The organism is Veronia pacifica (assembly GCF_001707825.1).
Taxonomy (GTDB): domain Bacteria; phylum Pseudomonadota; class Gammaproteobacteria; order Enterobacterales; family Vibrionaceae; genus Veronia; species Veronia pacifica.
On record NZ_LYBM01000006.1, the window covers coordinates 80,432 to 99,569 of the forward strand.

Annotated in this window: 14 protein-coding genes; 7 read left to right on the forward strand and 7 right to left on the reverse strand. The window is 43.1% G+C overall.

Annotated features, from left to right (window positions below):
• The 3 genes from A8L45_RS05360 to A8L45_RS05370 form a co-directional block, all read right to left on the reverse strand.
• Positions 1–1,578, reverse strand: coding sequence for an ABC transporter substrate-binding protein (locus tag A8L45_RS05360; protein WP_175401913.1), 1,578 nt, complete (start codon positions 1,576–1,578; stop codon positions 1–3).
• Positions 1,579–2,034: 456 nt separating this feature from the next.
• Entirely contained in the window at positions 2,035–3,630 is a 1,596-nt protein-coding gene (locus A8L45_RS05365) for an ABC transporter substrate-binding protein (protein ID WP_083228213.1), read from the reverse strand.
• 338 nt (positions 3,631–3,968) lie between these two features.
• The gene (locus A8L45_RS05370; protein ID WP_068900008.1) at positions 3,969–4,712 is read right to left on the reverse strand and encodes a hypothetical protein; all 744 of its coding nucleotides are present in this window, start codon (positions 4,710–4,712) and stop codon (positions 3,969–3,971) included.
• Positions 4,713–5,192: 480 nt separating this feature from the next.
• On the opposite strand from A8L45_RS05370, the gene A8L45_RS05375 reads away from it, so the two are divergent.
• Both A8L45_RS05375 and A8L45_RS24435 read left to right on the forward strand, forming a co-directional pair.
• Positions 5,193–5,627, forward strand: a complete 435-nt coding sequence (locus A8L45_RS05375) for a TIR domain-containing protein (RefSeq protein ID WP_068900010.1) — start codon at positions 5,193–5,195, stop codon at positions 5,625–5,627.
• Between the two features lie 311 nt (positions 5,628–5,938).
• Positions 5,939–6,865 (forward strand): GNAT family N-acetyltransferase, encoded by a 927-nt coding sequence (locus tag A8L45_RS24435; RefSeq protein ID WP_068900012.1) that lies wholly within the window; start codon positions 5,939–5,941, stop codon positions 6,863–6,865.
• A 339-nt stretch (positions 6,866–7,204) separates the two neighbouring features.
• On the opposite strand, the gene A8L45_RS05385 is transcribed toward A8L45_RS24435, so the two are convergent.
• Genes A8L45_RS05385 through uraD form a run of 4 tightly spaced genes read right to left on the reverse strand, consistent with a single transcriptional unit; the run spans position 7,205 to position 10,592 of the window.
• The gene (locus A8L45_RS05385) at positions 7,205–8,485 is read right to left on the reverse strand and encodes a TRAP transporter large permease (RefSeq protein WP_068900013.1); all 1,281 of its coding nucleotides are present in this window, start codon (positions 8,483–8,485) and stop codon (positions 7,205–7,207) included.
• A 15-nt stretch (positions 8,486–8,500) separates the two neighbouring features.
• The gene (locus A8L45_RS05390) at positions 8,501–8,998 is read right to left on the reverse strand and encodes a TRAP transporter small permease (protein WP_068900015.1); all 498 of its coding nucleotides are present in this window, start codon (positions 8,996–8,998) and stop codon (positions 8,501–8,503) included.
• A 14-nt stretch (positions 8,999–9,012) separates the two neighbouring features.
• On the reverse strand, positions 9,013–10,023 hold the full coding sequence (locus tag A8L45_RS05395) for a TRAP transporter substrate-binding protein (RefSeq protein WP_175401915.1): 1,011 nt from the start codon (positions 10,021–10,023) through the stop codon (positions 9,013–9,015).
• Between the two features lie 59 nt (positions 10,024–10,082).
• Positions 10,083–10,592, reverse strand: a complete 510-nt coding sequence (uraD, locus tag A8L45_RS05400; RefSeq protein WP_068900018.1) for a 2-oxo-4-hydroxy-4-carboxy-5-ureidoimidazoline decarboxylase — start codon at positions 10,590–10,592, stop codon at positions 10,083–10,085.
• 149 nt (positions 10,593–10,741) lie between these two features.
• Here uraD and A8L45_RS05405 point away from each other — a divergent pair, with 149 nt between their 5' ends.
• From A8L45_RS05405 to A8L45_RS05425, 5 genes are all read left to right on the forward strand, one after another.
• Positions 10,742–11,674, forward strand: coding sequence for a LysR family transcriptional regulator (locus tag A8L45_RS05405; protein WP_068900020.1), 933 nt, complete (start codon positions 10,742–10,744; stop codon positions 11,672–11,674).
• Positions 11,675–12,219: 545 nt separating this feature from the next.
• On the forward strand, positions 12,220–13,398 hold the full coding sequence (locus A8L45_RS05410) for an MFS transporter (RefSeq protein ID WP_068900022.1): 1,179 nt from the start codon (positions 12,220–12,222) through the stop codon (positions 13,396–13,398).
• 560 nt (positions 13,399–13,958) lie between these two features.
• Positions 13,959–14,996: an efflux RND transporter periplasmic adaptor subunit gene (locus A8L45_RS05415; RefSeq protein ID WP_068900023.1), complete on the forward strand. Its 1,038-nt coding sequence runs from the start codon at positions 13,959–13,961 to the stop codon at positions 14,994–14,996.
• Positions 14,993–16,081, forward strand: a complete 1,089-nt coding sequence (locus A8L45_RS05420; protein WP_068900025.1) for an efflux RND transporter periplasmic adaptor subunit — start codon at positions 14,993–14,995, stop codon at positions 16,079–16,081. Before A8L45_RS05415 ends, A8L45_RS05420 begins: the two co-directional genes overlap by 4 nt.
• Positions 16,078–19,137, forward strand: a complete 3,060-nt coding sequence (locus A8L45_RS05425; protein WP_068900027.1) for an efflux RND transporter permease subunit — start codon at positions 16,078–16,080, stop codon at positions 19,135–19,137. The genes A8L45_RS05420 and A8L45_RS05425 overlap by 4 nt, the downstream gene beginning before the upstream one ends.
• Position 19,138: the final 1 nt, after the last annotated feature.

The window sequence follows — 19,138 nt, forward strand, 5'->3', positions numbered from 1 at the left end:
TTAATTTTCACTCCATCTGAACATGTCTGGTTCTGTCCGCCAGGAGCCGGGACTGGGTGAATAAGTCACATTATTTGCCATACCCCAGTTTGCCACCTGAAAATGGAGAGGGATGATTCCAACATCATTAATCAGCACTTCTGAAGCCGTTCGATAGAGTTGGTTACGGTAGCTTTGATCGAAGTGTTTATCTGCCGATCGTATTAAGTCAGTGAGGCGGGAGGATGAATATCTCCCTGAATTGGCGAGCCCAACTTGTTCGTCGCCATCAGGAAGTAAGAAGAGGTTTTTGAAGGTATAACCACCGTTGATATTGGGGGCCCACCCCATGAGGTTAATACTGAACCGGTTTTCAGTCATGGCTTTGCGGAAGTACTCTTTGACTGGAAAGGTAACTGTTTCGGCATCTATTTTCAGATCTTTCAGCATGTTAGCGATGGCAACTACTATCGACTCGTCGTTGCTATATCGTCCTCTTGGGCCGTGAATCACCATTTTGAAGCCATCTTCATAGCCCGCGCTTTTCATCAGGGACTTAGCCCTTTCAATATTATGCTCTGGTACTTTGAGGTTTTTACTAGAAAAGGGCCAGTCATCCAGAAAAAGTTGTCCGGCTGGTGAACCATTCCCTGACATTACGGTGGCGGTTATGTGTTGTCTGTCGAGAACAAGTGAAATTGCCTTCCTAACCCGAATATCCTGAAGCGGGTTGCTGCCCATTTCAGAGCCATCGTGGTGCCAGATATGAGTGGGTTTCTTCCGAAACGTATCTAATTGTAAAAAGATAACTCTGGTTGTGTTGCGTCTGAAAACACGGAAGCCTTTTTTCTGAAGAGATTCGAGGTGAAGAGGCGAGAGCATATTTGCAACCTGAATATCCCCGTCGATCAACGCCTGATACCTCTCATCATCAGAGGCAATAAAGCGTATTTTGACTCGCTCAATAGCATCTAGGTTGCGCCAGCTTTTGTCATAAAGCTCAAGGCTCAGCATGTCTTGATCAAGATCCGCTGATTTGAGTTTATAGGTTCCTGTGCCAATGAGAGTCTGTCCGTCATTAAATGTGTCTTGGTTGTTGGGGTGACTGTAGTGTGCAGGTAAAATGGCAATCTTGGTTAGATCTCCTGCAAACTCCGCATATCCGGCCTGTAATTGAATATCAATAAGGTGGTTGTCACGTTTAACCATCTTAACGATCGGCTTCACGTATACCTTAAATGAGTTGGTGTTGTGCGGGAGTGCCCTGATACGATTAACACTATAAATAAAGTCGTCCACCGTAAGCTCGTGACCATCATGAAATAACACTCCCTTACGCAGGCGTAATTGCCAGATATTATTTTCAATATCTATTAACCTAACATCTTCTGCAATACTTTGCTTAAAGAGCCGTTCTCCCTCATCGAAAGACCCTGGTCGGTCAAAGAAAATATTAGAAATGTTTAAACTGTTCCCTACGTTAAACCTATGCGGGTCAAGAGTATCAGGCTTATTCTTGTATGCGATAGTAAGCTCTTGTTTATGTTTGTTTTTTATATTCCCCTGTATTTCATTTTCTGCTACTAATCCTGAAGACATGAAAAAAAGAAAAGCAGACATTATTAGTCTTAGGGCGAAGAACATTAACCCGCTCCGTGTGGTTATTTTTCGGTTAAAATTAATGAAGTAAAAATATCAAGATCAAATTGATTTATCAATATTGTTTTATTCTTTTATTGATTGAAAAAAGTTTTAAAAAAAACACTTTTGAATCATATTGGATGCATATTAAAGAATGTCTCATTATAATTTCCATCTATTTATATGAAAAATGGTGAATTTGTTTATCGCTTAGCGGGAAGGTTATTAATATTTTGATTGATCTAGTTGTATATATCACCACTTATATACGAGGATTAATTCTTATTATTAAGATGTTTGTTAGCATTTAAGAAAAAGAAAGCGATGGCTAAAGGCTCAGAAATTTAATAAATCTGGCATGGAGTTGGGTATTAGATTTTTACCTGAGCCATGTTTTTTATCAACCTCGATGTTTTAACGTGCTAGGCGGAAAGATGCAATATTGGTTCGCCAGGTACCCGGTTTTGGAAAGTAGTTAACCTTTGCTGACATCCCCCAATTAACAACCTGAAAGTGCAGTGGAATGATCGCTACATCATTGATCACTAACTCAGACGCTCTTTGATACAGTTGACGACGGTATATGTCATCAAATGTTTCCTGTGCTTTCAGAATGAGCTGGTTCAGTTTTTCATTGTTGTATCGTCCGGCATTGCCAGAGCCAAGTTGCCGATCTCTGTCGGGTGGCAGAAACAAATTATTAAATGTATAGCTGCCGTTTACATTTGGTGCCCAACCCAAAAGGTTGATACTGAATGTGTGTTTAGCCAGTGCTTTAGCAAAATATTCTTTTGCTGGTAAAGATTTTGCCTGAGCATCAATATTGATATCAGCAAGCATAGAAGCAATAGCGTTGATAAGCTGTTTATCACGAATATAACGGCCTTCTGGTCCGTGAATCGTTAACTTAAAACCATTTTTATATCCCGCCTCTTTCATCAGCCTACGCGCTTTTTGAAGATTGTGATTTATTGGTTTTAGGTTTTTACTCGCCAAAAGGGAGCCAGACAGAAAAATTTGTCCGGCTGGATTGGCATTACCGTCCATAACGGACTCGATAAGTTGCTCTCTGTTGATGGCGATTGATATTGCCTGTCGGACACGTCGGTCTTTGAGTGGGTTAGTATCGAGTGAGCGACCTTTATGATCAGTGATAAACGGTGTTTGTTCTCTGAATGTATCTAATTGAAGGAAAATGACTCGGTTTGTATTTCGGGTGAATGATTTAAAACCTTTTTTTTGAAGTTGCTTAATCTGTTTGAGAGATAGACGGTCTACCACATCAACCTCATTATTGATGAGCGCTTCCATTCGTTCGTTATCGTCAGATATAAAAACATAATTTACTTTTTTTATTGCATTTTCGATAAGCCTGTTACCGTCAAACCGTTCAAGCTCAACAACATTTTTTTCTAAATCATAATTCACCAATCTATAAAAATGAGTACCAGAAAAAGACACATCGTTGTCTAAATGTGTATAGGTTGGTGACGGCTTCGAAACAATAGAAATTTTACTGAGATCACCATTAAACTCGGCATACCCTTTTTTAAAACGCATATCAATTCTATACTGATCTACGACTGTCATAGAAACTATAGGTTCAACATATTGCCTGAAGGAGCTGGGTGAGTTTGGGAGCTGTCTAATTCTGTCGATACTAAAGATCACATCCTCTACGGTTAATTCTTTTCCATTATGAAATTTAATATTTTTCCTAAGATTAACCTGCCACGTATTTAAAACCTGATCGATCAGTACTATATCCTCAATAATACCTTCTTGAAGCGATTCATTTCCAAACTCATCACCAATTAGTTGTTGATATATGCTACTGGTAACTTGTAGATTATTTCCGACATTATATCTGTGCGGGTCTAGTGTATCAGGCTTATTCTTCAATGCGATTCTGATTTCTGAGGCAAAACATTGACTTGAAATAACTATCAGGATGAGAGAAGACAGAACTCGGCTTTTTATGTTTTTGAAAGACATTATCGACCTTAGCATTTGTTGCTGTATTTAGAGATATAGATATTGTAGTTACGAATGTTACAACAGGAAATTAACAACCTTAATGGCTTATATCAATGGCAAAAAAATATCGATATCGGAAGGATACTATATTTATTATCATTATTATTAATATCGAGAAAAACACAGAGCTATATATTTTATTTGAGATGATTGGTTCAATTGAAGAAATATGGTTTATACCGATGAATTTAGAGAATTGTTATTCCAAATGTACATGTTAAAAGGCCGGTCAGTCCGGCCCTTGTATCACTTTCAGTGGATCACTATTGTTATACAACACAGCCTGTTACACTCTAATATTGAATTCACTCTTACAATTCAGTAATTTTGCCTGGTAGACTTAAGTCGCCAGAAGCCACATCAAATACATTAGTTACGCAAAATAACGGAGCGTGAACATTGGCATTGACTCTTAATGCAGCTGTAACGCCATCAAAGGATGCATTCTGAACAATTGTTTTGTCTGGAAACGGTACACGAATGGTCACCGATTGACCGTCAACAATAGGGTCATATCCAGGACTGTCGAGTAAAATTGGAAGTCCGGGCCAAGTGACAGGTAACCGTGGTGTTGCCCCTTCAGGAATATCTTTTACTGCGAGAGCTCCGGGTCCACAACGTTCTTCAGGCGAAAGTACAACCCAATGGGTGTGCCACACACCTCCATCGTTATCATAGTTGTTATCGCCGCTCTCATCGAAAAGTGGGGTATCGTCAAAATCAGGGTGCGTTGCTGCAACAATAGCCAAAATACCCTGTTTTTTGTCAAAACCTGCGTGATAACTGTCGATAGACGTTGGCCATACGTAAGCATGTGCCTCAGCACCGGCTGCACCAGCTCCTGGTCGACGTTTTGCGACTTTACTACCCGCTTTACCTACAACCTCCATTTCAAATGTTGCTATGTTACCTTTACTGGTCACTCTGGCAGTGAGTATGTCAAAAGTTGGCAACTGCGCATTTTGTTTTTTCGGTGAACTGATGGTATCGGCAATACTCAGTTGGCTCACTAATGCTGTTGCGATGGCTGACGCTAGAATAAGTTTTTTTTTCATTGTTTTATCCCACTGTTGCTTAACATTTTAAATTGAGAGTAACGTTAGATGTCATTTAAACGCCTAACTTGGTTACGACTTAATCATTATGTTAATAAGCACGTCAACTTTGTTTTGACTCGAAACTATATGCTCGTCCAGTTTGTCTTGATAAAAAATTTATCGTATTGCTTATGAGTTAAATTACATTTTTTACAGTATCCAATACTATTATTTGGATATTTTTAGATTAGTATTTTAATTTATATTATTAACATGAACTAACATAGCGGGTTGTGCTTAAATCAGCGTTGAGGATATTTTGATTAATATATGAATTTGATTTCTTAATCTTAACGATAAAATTTTATTTCAAATCTGTTAAATTAGGTTTTCAACCTGTAAGGGAATAACAGGTGAACCTCTCTCATTATCGACGGAGAGACCCAGCAATATTGAAAAACGAAACATTGTGGTTGGCTATCATTAAAAGGAGTTTCGATGAAGTCGATTTTTGTAAGTTATGCGCCAGAGGACTGTGGTTATTATCAGGATTTACGGTCTATTTTTGGAGCTCAATCGTCGCCATTTCTGCTACTTGACGGCTCACTTAGCGAAAAGTTGAGAGATAAAGACGGAAAAATTGTTACAGAATTACCATACGATCCTTTGTCACATAAGGTCAGTGAACATATTCAATATCAGATGTCTCACTCGGTCTTAATGTTGGTTCTCGTCAGTAACATTGCACTTGAAAGTAAATGGTCGGAATGGGAGATCAGGCAATTTATTGATTTACACGGTTTATCGAAGATAATTTTTGTTTGTTTACAGGAAGATAATCATAAGCAAGTGAAGAAACGCTTTTCTTCAGCGAATATTATCCATTGGAACAAAGAGCAATTATATGAAGATATCTGTCACTTTCGTTTCTAGAGTGCTTCCATTCTGACTAGGTAAATATGAACAGCACTGTGTTGATTGACTTTGAATATGTATGGCCTCGGTTATCCACGCTGAGGTCAAGTAGACGGATACATTTATACAGCGCGATGTTCAGTATGGCACTCAGTCATTCTTTTGCGAAATACCTCCCGTTCTTTTGTCCCAAAAGAACGGAGTTTACTGCTTATAATATTCATTTAAATTTATAACCAAATTTGATGACATCATCCGAACTGCGTTATTTCAATTGCATCTACTATTCCTACCGATAAGCTACATATCAATAACAATAGGTACTACTCATGTTTCTTATTCAGCCATGTTCCCCAGATGTTGTCCCACTACCACTTTTACTTGAGGCTGACCCCTGTAAAAGGAAGATACAAGGTTATCTGGATCAATCGCAGGCTTGGGTGGTAAGGGAGGGAGAGGTAATTATCGGCGCTTGTTTAACTGTTCAAAGTAACGAGTGTATTGAAATAATGAATCTCTCTGTACTGCCTGAAAAACAGCAGCGTGGGGTAGGAAGAAGACTTTTAGAATATGTCATTTCCCATCTACAGCAACAATCCTCTCTTCCTCTTGTACTGGGCACAGGTTCGTTTGGGCATCAACTTGCATTTTATCAGCGTCTTGGTTTCAGGTTAGCGTCAATTGAAAGAGATTTTTTTCTGAAGCACTATTCAGAACCTCTTATTGAGGAAGGTATTCAACACAGAGACATGATTCGTATGAAGTATGAGGGTTCAGACCGTATATACGTTGATGGCTTTAACGAATGCTTCTCGTTTCAAAAGGCGACGGATGATGATATTCCATTTTTATACGCACTTAGAAAGATAACAATGACGCGCTATCTTGAAGAGGCAGGTATGCCATGTGATGAGGTGTCACATCTCAAAAGAATAAAATCATATTTCGAACATGCAGATCTCATTCACTATCAAGGTGATCCTGTTGGTTTATTCAAAGTCATTTACAGTGTAAAAGAAAATTATTGGTACCTAGTTCAAATTCAAATACTGCCTGAATACCAAGGTAAAGGACTGGGTCGGGCTATTTTACAGCGATTGTTGTTGAAAGCAGCTCGACATGGTGAAGATGTGCACTTGTCTGTGATTACATCGAGCCCCGCCATGAAACTGTATAAGTCGATGGGCTTTGAAGAGTTTGGCGTTCAGGGGTCGGAGATTCTGCTGAGAAAGATTCATAGCAAGATAAATAACTGAGTCAGTGCGGAATTATTTGAGTCACATAGCACGCCCCAACATCCTGCTATTCAAATGGTGATAATTATGTGGGGCTATTGCCAGGCTTTATTCCAAAAATATTGAATAGCGGTTTGCGTTAAGTATATGACCCGTCGTTCAATATCGAAAAATTGTGACGCTGTCACTTTACATTGTATTACTCATTGTCGATTTTAAACGTCCATCGTAGCTGGCAGATTTTTGACAAAAAAAACCCCGGCCGGGCCGGGGCAAAACTACCACAGTAAATATATTTAGGATTGATGGGATAGTGGCCTGGGACTTACCAAACCACTGCTCTGTAATTTATTTCAGCCTTTAGTAACCGAGTGACCTTGGTAACCAAGTCGCTATGCTTGGCACAAATATACACACGACAAGCAACACGTACATGGCGGCAATGAATGGCCAGCTTTCTCGAACCAATTCGCCCATTTTCACGCCTGTGATACCGCAGACAACGAAAAGGACCACACCCACAGGAGGCGTCAGCATCCCGATCACAAGGTTAAATACAAACAAAAATCCAAAGTGAAGAGGGTCGATACCGTAGGTAATGGCTATCGGGTGAAACAGCGGTACAAGCATGATGTAGGCTGCATTTGACTCAAGAAACATACCGACAACAATCAGCATAAGGGCAACCAGCACCAAGAATATATGCGGGTTATCTGTAATGCCGTGCATCATGTTTGCCAACTTCATTGGCAGCAGGTCAATAGTGAAAAGAAACGTTACTGTTGACGCATAGGCTATCATCGCGCCAACAATCGCTGATGTTTTTGCTGCTTGGAGAAGTACACCGGGCAAGTCGCTGATACGCAGTTTTCGAGTAACAAAAAAGCCAAGCAGGAGGGAGTACACCACACCTACTGCTGCACCTTCTGTTGGGGTAAACACACCACCAACGATGCCACCTATCACCACTACCGGCATCATGAAAACAACCAGAGAGCGACGAAGTTGACGGAATACATTAGCGAGATTTGCTTTTTCTCCGACCAAAGGATAATCACGCAAATAGGCAATCAACCAGCATAGGAACATGAGAATAGTGACCAGGATTAGCCCTGGTACTACCCCTGCCATAAACATCCCACCGACAGATACCGTCGAGCCAGCCATGAAAGCGTAGACAATCATTGCGCCTGAAGGGGGTATAATAGGACCAAGGTTTGCTGCTGCTGCGACGATACCCGTCGAAAAACCCAATCCATATTGCTTTTTGAGTGAGGGAACGAGTGTCGCTGAAAGTGCACTGGCATCAGCTACTGCTGCGCCTGATACTGATGCCAGTCCAGCGCCTGATAACAAAGCGACTTGAGCAAGGCCTCCTCGGACTCTTCCGACGAATGCATTCGCAAAATCAACCAGCCTGTCCATTATCCCTGCTTTCAACATCAACTCGCCTGTCACCATGAACAGCGGAATAGACATCAATGGAAAAGAGTTAACAGAGTTCATGATTCGTGGGGGTAGAACACTGAGATCAAAACCAGCCAAGATGAGGCCACCAAGCGCTGATACGCCAAGTGAAAATGCCAGCGGCATACCGAATGCTGCCAACAATAAGAAAAGAAATATTACTAAAAGGCTCATGTATTGATCTCCCTATCAATCGCGCTTGGCTTCTGACTCATCATCGGCTGGTGGAAACACCACCAAATTAATGAGGTGAAGTGCAGAGTGGGCTGAACCGATGATCACGGCGACAAAAAAGTAGCTGGACGAAATGTTTATTGCGCCGAGACGCTCAGACCAGGTTTCTGACGCGACATGAACGGATTCAAAAGTCACTACGCACATGAGAACGAATGCCAGCGAGAGCATGACACGGGCTAATGCCCGCGCCAGCTGCTTTGGAAGTCGACTTGTTAGAATGTCGATACCGACGTGAGCGCCTTCACGAACACCCAGCGGTATGGCAATAAATATCGACCAGACAAATGCCATGCGAGAGACTTCGTCTGCCCAATCGATGGAGCTGTTAAGCGCGTATCTCATGAACACTTGACTGGCGACAACGGAAATCATCACCACCATGCACGTCAGTAAGACAGATCGTGCGACGGTATCGATGCGAGTGAGAACGTTTTCAAACAAGGCTTCCATGCATGTCCTCCAATTTATTTCGCAGCTGCTGCTGTTTCAGCCTCAACGAGAGAGAAGAGTTCACTACCCACTCTTTCTTTTACTGAGTCTGCAACATCAGCAGTTTTTGAACGAAGTTCAGCGGCAAATTTTGGAGATACCGGGGTGTATACCATGCCTTCAGCTTTCAATTTGCCCAGCGCTGCAGCGTCTTGCTTGGCGGCGAGGTCTCTTTGATAAGCCACCGCAGTTGCCATTGCATCTTTAACGGCTTTTTGATGCTCAGGGCTGAGTGCTGCCAGACGCTTGGTATTCGCGACGACTGAAATGAAATCGAAGAAGTGGCCTGTGTTAGAAACATGCTTTTGCACTTCTGGATATCTTGCGACATGGATGATGGCAAATGGGTTTTCCTGACCATCAATTACACCTTGCTCGAGAGCGGAATATAACTCTTTAACATCCATTGCTACCGGGTTTGCACCGAGTGCACGGAAGGTTGCAAGGTGTGTTTCGTTTGGCTGAAGTCTAATTTTGAGCCCTTTCATATCGGCTACAGAGTTGATGGCACGCTCGTTATTGGTTAGCTGTCGGAAACCGAGCTCCATATAACCAAGTGAAACGAGATTTTCTTTTTCTAGGTAACCATCAAGTTTGTCGCCCACTGGACCGTCAACGACTTTGAATGCAGACTCGCGATTAGGAAACTGGAAAGGTAGACCAATAACTTCTAACTCTGGAATGGTACGGGTAAGGTATGCCGTTCCTACCCAGATTAACTCCACTGCGCCGATCCTAACAGCCTGAACATTTTCTGCGGCACCGCCAAGTTGTTGAGCAGGAAAGATGTCCACTTCCAGATCACCGTTGGTGAGTTTTTGCACTTCATCCTTAAAAACTTGCATTGCTTTACTGGATGAATGCTCAGTGGCAAAGTTTCCCGCTACACGTATTTTTTCCGCTTGTACATTAAACGCACTGATAGAGAATGCTGCACCGACAATGCCACTCAGTAGCATTTTTATGGTCTTATTCCGTGATATCATGGTTTGACTCCTTGTTGCGTTACTCATTGTGACGTTAATTTCATTCTTTCAAGCGTGACTTATTCCTCAAACTGCTCGGCACGCCCCTGAACGACCTGCATTATTTCTCTTGTTGCATTTTCCACTTCCAGCTCACGACTGTTTGTTAGACGTTGTTCAAATTCGTCAAAAACAGTCAGTAAACTGGCCTGTAGCCTGAGAGCAATAATGAAAGGAAAACCGAACCTCTCACGGTACTCTACGTTCATCGATTTAAGCTTTGACAGCTGATCTTTTTGCAGCGATAACAGCCCGAGTCTTCCTTGCTCTCCGGTTGATGCCTCAGTCATGGTGCCTTCTTGCGCCTCCATGCCTGCCAACTCTGGGTGAGCGTTAAAGAAGCTGACTAGCTCGTGTTCCGGCAAGCTGCGAATGACATTTTCTATTGCTTCGCACATTGCATCGATAGAAACGAATGGCCGATCGTTCGCTGCTGACTTCACAATCCAACTCGCGTTCTCAACTAAGTTTCCCGCTAGCTGAACGAAATCCTCTTCACTGAGATCATTGAGTTCTGTTAAATGCGTCATTATTCAGTGAAACCTTAATTACAATATTAGCGTTCAGGCTAACATGTACTCAGCAAACTAAAAATTTCAATAAACTCAGCTCTTCGTACTAAAATTTAGAATGCACATTTTGTTAGATAGTCAATCGTTTAAAACAAAAAGGTGAAAAAATGCCAATTTCTTTATTACCTAATTCATTAAGATATGTTGAAGCGGTAGCTAAAAATGGATCAATTCAAGCGGCTGCAAGAGCAATCCCAATATCAGCGTCAGCCATTAACCGGCAGATCCTTTTACTTGAGGAAGCCGTGGGTGTTCAGCTCTTCGAGAGACATGCATCTGGAATGACATTGACTCAGGCGGGTGAAATGCTCGTTGTCTTGGCACGAAAGTGGCAAAACGAAGGTAATGACCTCTGGTCTGAATTGAAGAAGATGCAGGGCATTGATTCAGGACGACTGAAAATTGCGGTGATGGATAGCATGGTTAATTGCTTTTTGCCTGAATTTGCGAACAAAGTTGCAACTAAATATCCGATGGTACAAATAGATTTAGAGGTAATGACACCTACTGACGCTATCGATTCCATTGAGTCGGGCAATATGGATATCGCGATGGCATTCAATGTCCGCCCACATCGAAATATTGAGATCATGTGGACAGAGCAGTTGCCATTTGGCTGTGTTGTAGCGCCATCCCATCCTCTGGCCAACCATTCCAGTCTCGAATTTGATGAGATAACGGCGTATCCTTTGGTTCTTCAAAGCCACGCGCTTGCTATTCGTCATAAGCTTGAATTGGATCATGACTGGGTGATTCATGAGAGTCATCAACCATTAATCACCAACTCACTTCAATTCATCAAAGTCATGGTACGACAGGGCAATCATGTTGCTATTACTTCAGAGCTGGATGTTGCGAAAGAGGTCATAGATGGCTCAATTATCTTTATACCCATCAGAGATGCGGCATCATCGCAGCGTGTTTCCCTCGTTAAAGCAGAATCAAGAAGTTTGTCCCGTGTTGCTCAATCTATCTCGACATTATTTATTGATACTATTGTCACTTCTCTTAGCGAAGCGCGACAGACAAATAGACAATGAAAACTCATTGCCTTTCAATGTCTCACTGTCCTTTCGATAGGAAGAAAAGTCACTTTCCTGTTGTAATCTTTATCCCTGAGAGCGGGATTTTTAGATGGTGACGAGACAATACCCTCGACAACATGTCCCTCCATACTCTCCAGTCCTGAATGACTGCATAAATGCTATCCCTTTATTGCTGCCTTCACTCGCAAAACCTTTATTGCCCCCAAGTAATAATTGCTTGTCATAGTTAAATTCAGTACTGCACACTGCAAGAAAGAACATTTTCAACAATGAACTAAAGAGAGGTTTGTCAGGATTCGCGGTAAAACAAGGATGGATCACCTTACAATGGAAGGTATGTTAACGATGGAGTGGTTTGTAGGAAAGCGATAACTAATAGTCTATTTAGTGTTGGTTTTTTGATAAGACAACATCTGTTTAAGTGCGGTTTCTCCTCATAATATCTACAAATGCAAAGACGGAATGTCTTCGGTTTTATCGGCTGACGCTCTGCATTCCTTGGTGGCTGGGTAATAAAAGATGATCGAAAGGATAAAAAAATGAATAGGAATGTCTGGTTACTTGCATTATCACAGGCACTTTTAATGTCAGGTAATGTGCTGTTGATTTCGGTTAATGGCCTGATAGGGCAGTCCTTGTCCCCAAGTCCTGTGTGGGTGACGTTGCCTGTTGCAACGCAATTTGTTGGCATGATGCTGGCAACGATTCCAGCCTCTCTGATAATGGGACGCATCGGCAGAAAAAAAGGATTTATTATTGGTAATACTATCGGTATTACTGGCTCCATGATGTGCGTATATGCATTGTATCAGCAGGAATTTTGGCTGTTTTGTTTTTGTACGCTTTTGCTGGGTATTGGAATTGGATTTGCAACGCTATATCGGTTTGCTGCTGTTGAAGTCAGTGCCCCCGAGGCCAAAAGTCGTGCTATTTCTATATCAATGGCTGGTGGTGTGATCGCAGCTGTGTTAGGACCTAATATTGCTATTCATAGTAAAAATTGGTTATCAGGCGCTGAGTTTAGCGGAGGGTTTGCAGCACTGACTATGTTGTACTCTTTCGCGCTGATTATTTTACTTTTTATTCAATTTCCTCCTCTCACACCGAAAGAAGCGCAACCACGCCCGAATAGTTTTGCTTCCATATTATCTCGTCCGGGATACCTGCTGACAGTGTTTACTGCGCTCGTGGCTTACGCCGTTATGAACCTTTTGATGACAGTGACACCAATTGCAATGCATAAGCACGGCTTTTCTTTTGAAGCATCAGCGATAGTGATTGAATGGCATGTTTTGGGTATGTTTGCTCCGGCCTTTATCACGGGACATATTATTGATCGGGTCGGCACCCGTTTTACCGTACTCATGGGAACCACGTTAATCATTACCTGCACCTTGATAAACATTCAGGGTGCTACCGAGTGGCACTTCCGCCTGGCTCTTCTTTTACTTGGCGTTGGTTGGAACTTCATGTTCATTGGCGCGACGTCAGCATTGACTGAGTATTACCTTCCTGAGGATAAGGCACAGGCTCAAGCATTTAACGAGTTTGCTGTATTTGGCTCTGTGACCGTCAGCGCTTTATTGTCCGGTCAATTAGAGTCAACCTTGGGTTGGCAGGTACTCAATCAAGTAACGTTACCTTTAATGATAGCTGTATTGGTATTCTACTTCTTTAAATCCCGCGTGAAACCCGAATTGGCCTCTCACCAGGGCTGAATTCAGTTAAAAAATGAAACTGCAGAAGCCAAAGCTGTAGTTTCATTTTCATGCGATAAATTTGTCATTTTTTGTCAGCGTCCCAACTGACGTTTGCCCAGTCAAAACTATTTCTCTTGTTGTTATTTACCCAGTTCTGAACATTTCTCCTGCTTCGTGCAGATAAAATTTTCTTGGCATATTGATTGATCACAATATCAATAAATTATTTACAATTTTGTTGACTTTTTTTATTGATTTATTCCGCATTTTATCCGTAAATATGTTGATTTTTTATTGGGTTAATTTTGTCAGTAATAATCTGTCGGCATGTATTTAAACAAACTCAAAGCGCCAAAAAAATAGACTAACTCTACCTCAGTGTATAAAGAGCCAAGATGCATATTCCCAATATTTAATCAAATGTAAGGAGGGTGAGTTTGGTATAAAAAAGTTTACAGAGCTCAAATGAAGATTAAATACAGTATTATTTGCTGTGTTTTAAACATTAATGTTGCCATAAAGCTGCGAAGTAAGATTGATATGGCAAACGCATAACAATAAATATTGGAGTGATCACAATGGAACGTTCACCGCTTTTAGTGATCTCGCTTGCTGTCCCGTTATTTATCCCCATGTTAAGCCATGCCGAGACATCGGACTCTCAACCTGCAAGGCTTGCAAAAATCATGACGGTATCAGTAAGTGGAGAAGCGGAAAACCGGGTATTACCTGCATTGGTGACGGCAGATGACAGCGCCACGCTTGCGTTTCGTCTCCCCGGTCAGTTGGTTGATATGTCAGTTGAAGCTGGTATGACAGTTCAGGCAGGCCAGACGCTGGCAAAGATAGATAAGCGTGAAATCTCGTTACAACTCGCGAAAGCAAACGCGTCATACGCATTGTCAAAGGTGCAGTACGAGCGATTAGCACGTTTGCGAAAAAGCCGTGTTGTGTCTGAGAGTAAGTATGATGAGGCCAAGTCAAATCTTGAGGCTGCCAGTGTTCAACGAGAACAGGCAAAAACAAATCTCGGATATACTTCTTTGAAGGCCCCTTACTCTGGTCTCATATCACTTCGTTACAAATCCAATTTTGAATTTGTCGGAGCTAACGAACCTATCATGAACATCCAGACCTACGACGTAGTAAACGTCACCTTTCAGGTGCCGGAGCGATTGGGTAGTCGCTTGGCAAACCGGGAACCTAGACCTGTTGAGGTGAGTTTTGATACTTATCCTGATCAGTTTTTTCTCGCCACGCTGAAGGAAGTGGATACTTCTGCAGATGCGAAGACAGGCAGCTACAACGTTACGCTTACTCTGGACAGGCCCGAAAACATTAATGTTTTACCGGGCATGGCTGCTCAAGTATCAATTGAGGTCGGCGTAAGTGAGAGTTCAATGTTACCGAATAGTGCCTTATTGACTCAGGACGGAAAGACCTACGTCTGGCGTGTTGGTAAGGGGGGCGTTGTCAGCCAAACTGAGATTGAATTGACACCAGAAGGCCGCATTATGTCAGGTCTCAAAGACGGTGACCAAGTAGTAACTAATGGCATTGCTGTGCTGAATGAAGGAGACAAGGTGATCCCTTGGATTAAGGAGCGCGGTATATGAAATCTTTAACGTCTATTTCACTGATTGCTCTTTCATTACTGCTTGTAACGGGTTGTGATGAAGTCCAGCAACAGACAGCCAAATTACCGCCGTTAGTTGATGTGGTCACGGTGGGCAGTAACAACCAGACTGGCAATGCCGAGTTTACCGCCGTTGCTGCTGCCTCCGACCTCACGCGTTTATCTTTTCAGGTCAACGGAAAAATTGACAAAATCAATGTCAAATCTGGTGAGTTTGTAAAAAAAGGTACTTTGCTGGCCACGCTGGATCCAAGAGACTTGAAGCTAAAAGTGAACGACGCTAAGTCGCGCTATGATTTGGCTAAACGCCAATACGATCGGGCCCGAAAGCTCCGGGGAACGGGAGCGTTACCAAAATCACAGGTTGATGAAATAAAGGCCAATCGTGATGTTGCCAGAGCAGATTATGATCTCGCCCTACTGAGGTTGAGCTTCACCTCTCTTACTGCGCCTTTTGATGGCATCGTTTCTAAGATATCTGTCGAGCCTTTCGAGACCATCGGTGGCGGTGCGCCTATTCTCACTATGCACGATGTCCGTCATATTGATTTCAAGCTGAAAGTCGCAGATCAGATTTATATTCTCCAAGACGGTCGCCCCACTGAAGCTGTGATGAAAACTATCAACCCAAGAGTGGTATTGGAAAATGGTGAGGAGTATCCACTTACACTGAAAGCCAATACAGGGGAGCCTGATCCCTCCACGGGTGCTTTTATGGTGACCCTCACTATGCCAATGCCGAAAGACACCTTGGTGTTGGACGGGATGAGTGTGAAAGTTAAAACAAACTCTGAGGCCGTTTTTGCCAGCCCAATCAGTGATAACGTCCCCATTGAAGCCATTTTCAACGGAGATGGCGACAGCCTTTCACCTGATCAGAACTATGTTTGGGTTGTTGGCAATGATTTGCGTGTCAGTAAAAGACAAGTCGAAATCAGTACTCAGTCCTTTAAAAATATCCGTGTCATTGGTGGACTTAAACCCGGTGAACGTGTGGTTGTAAAAGGAGTAAATAAGGTGATGAACGGGCAACAGGTCAGACTGGCTGAGGGCAACGAGTCATGAATAACAATATCGCCACGTATTTTATAAACAACAAAATCATCTCATGGATGCTCGCTCTATTGTTTCTTGTTGGTGGTACCCTCTCATTCCTAGAACTAGGGAGGTTGGAAGACCCAGCGTTCACGGTGAAAGATGCACAGGTGATAACAAGTTATCCGGGTGCCACACCGCAGGAAGTTGAAGAAGAGGTGACATATCCACTTGAAAAAGCGATTAAACAGTTACCTTATGTCAAGCGGGTGAAGTCAACGTCAACAGATGATGTCTCTGTCATCAGTGTTTCGATGAGAGAGATCTATGGGCCAAATGAGTTACCTCAGATCTGGGATGAGCTGAGAAGAAAGGTTAACGATATTCAGGGTTCGCTTCCTCCCGGTGTCGCTAAACCTAAAGTAGTTGACGACTACGGTGATGTTTTTGGCATTTTGATGTCGATATCTGGCCCTGGCTACAGTTATGCAGATTTAGTGACCTACGTTGACTATCTCAGACGTGAGCTTGAGTTGGTCAAGGGTGTTGCCAAGGTCAATGTGTCAGGCAATCAGCAGGAGCAGGTGTTCATCGACTTATCGATGAAGAATCTGAGTAATTTGGGGATTGCACCGCAGGCAGTATTCCAACTGTTGAAAACACAGAATGAAGTCATCAGTTCTGGTGCTGTAAAGATTGGTGACGAGTACATTCGCTTGCGCCCAACAGGTGATTTTCAGTCTGTTCAGGCTCTGGGTGACTTGATTATCAGTACTGGTAAGGATGGTGCGATTTTCCTTCGTGATGTGGCAGAGATTCATCGTGGCTATAAAGAAATTCCTTCCAGCATATTGACCTATGACAGTGAAACCGCATTGACTCTCGGTATCTCTTTCTCCGGCGGGGTTAATGTGGTTGAAGTGGGCAAACGCATTGATCAGCGTCTGGCAGAACTAGAACCTCTCAAGCCAATTGGCATTCATACCGGAATGATTTACAACCAGTCTTCTGAAGTAGACGGTTCGGTGAAGGGCTTTGTGCAGAGTCTTGTCGAAGCGATTGTGATTGTTATTGTTGTACTGCTGATATTCATGGGTATTCGCTCTGGCGTCCTGATTGGTCTGATATTGTTACTGACTGTGTTGGGTACGTTTATCTTCATGAAGTATTTAGATATTGAACTGCAACGCATATCACTCGGGGCTTTGGTCATTGCCTTGGGAATGCTGGTAGACAATGCAATTGTGGTTGTTGAAGGCATATTAATCGGTATGAAGAAGGGGTTGACCCGGATGCAGGCGGCGGCGGAAATTGTCACTCAGACCAAGTGGCCATTGCTAGGCGCGACAGTGATTGCAATTTCTGCCTTTGCACCGATAGGTTTGTCTGCGGATGCGACAGGGGAGTACTGCGGGACCTTATTCAGTGTTTTGCTTATTTCACTGATCCTAAGCTGGGTTACTGCGATCACCCTGACACCTTTCTTTGCTCATTTGTTTTTCAAAGAAGAAGTTAGCGAGAAAGATGGTGAGAATGAAGATCCATACAAGGGTATGTTATTCGTTTTATACCGCAAGTTTCTTCAGCTCTGCATGCAGCGTTCACTGGTGACCTGCCTGATATTGGTTGTGGCGCTGGGTGGCGCAGTTGTTGGTTTTGGTAAGGTTAAGCAGGCGTTTTTCCCATCCTCCACCACACCTATGTTTTTGGTGGATATCATGATGCCGGAAGGGACGGATATCCGTGCTACTGCTGAGAGGGTGTCTGAGCTTGAAAAATGGATGATGGGCCAACCAAACATTGAATTTGTCACCACGAGTGTTGGAGGCGGTAATCAACGTTTCATTCTGACTTACGCGCCAGAGAGAGCCAGCTCCTCTTATGGCGAATTGATTGTGCGCACCAAGTCGTATGAGGATGTGGTGCCGACACTTAAGAACGTCAGGAAAGAATTAGAGACCAATTATCCAAACGTCCAATTCAAGCTGAAGCGGATTGAACTGGGACCATCTTCAGGCTCGAAAGTTGAAGCGAGAATTGTTGGTTCAGACCCCACAGTGCTTCGTCGTATTGCCTCTGAAGTCGAGAAGATAATGGCGGCTGAGCCGGACACAGTCAATCTGAGACACGACTGGCGTGAAAGAACAAAAGTCATTCGTCCTCAGTTTAACGAGAGCCAGGCCAGACGTTACGGCATAAGCAAACAAGATCTCGATGACACACTGCAAATGTGGCTGTCTGGTACCCGTGTTGGGCTTTATCGTGACGGTACCACGCAAATGCCGATTATTGCCCGTGTACCGGAAGAGGAAAAGCAGGACGATTTGACGATCGGCGAGATGAAGATCTGGAGTCCGGCGCTTCAGCAATACATCCCATTACGCCAAATTATCTTGGGTTACGAATCGACGTGGCAGGATCCTATTATTGTCCGTCGAGACAGAAAGCGGGTATTGACTGTCTTTACCGACCCAGATCCTTTTGGTAGCTCAACAGCAGCTTCGTTACAGGCCCGGATTCAACCAAAAGTGGAGGCCATTGACCTTCCTGAGGGGTATAGCATTGAGTGGGGTGGGGAGTATGAATCATCCCGTGATGCTCAAGCATCATTGTTTAGTTCAATGCCTATGGGCTACCTGTTTATGTTTTTGGTGACGGTATTGCTGTTCAACTCGGTGCGGGACGCATTTGTGGTCTGGGCTACCGTGCCTCTGGCAATCATCGGTGTAACGACGGGATTGTTGGGCCTTAGTACACCATTTGGTTTTATGGCTTTGCTGGGCTTTCTGAGTCTCTCAGGTATGTTAGTTAAAAACGGCATCGTATTGATTGAACAGATCAATATTGAGCTGGAAGCCGGGAAAGAAAGGTATCAGGCAATCATCGATGCTTCTGTGAGTCGTGTGAGACCCGTTTGCATGGCGGCAATTACTACCATACTGGGAATGGTGCCATTGTTCTCTGATGTGTTTTTCAGGCCAATGGCGGTGACTATTATGTTCGGGCTGGGCTTTGCGACCATCCTGACACTGATTGTTGTACCTGTGCTTTACAAAATGGCTTATCGAGCGAGAGATGTTGGATAAT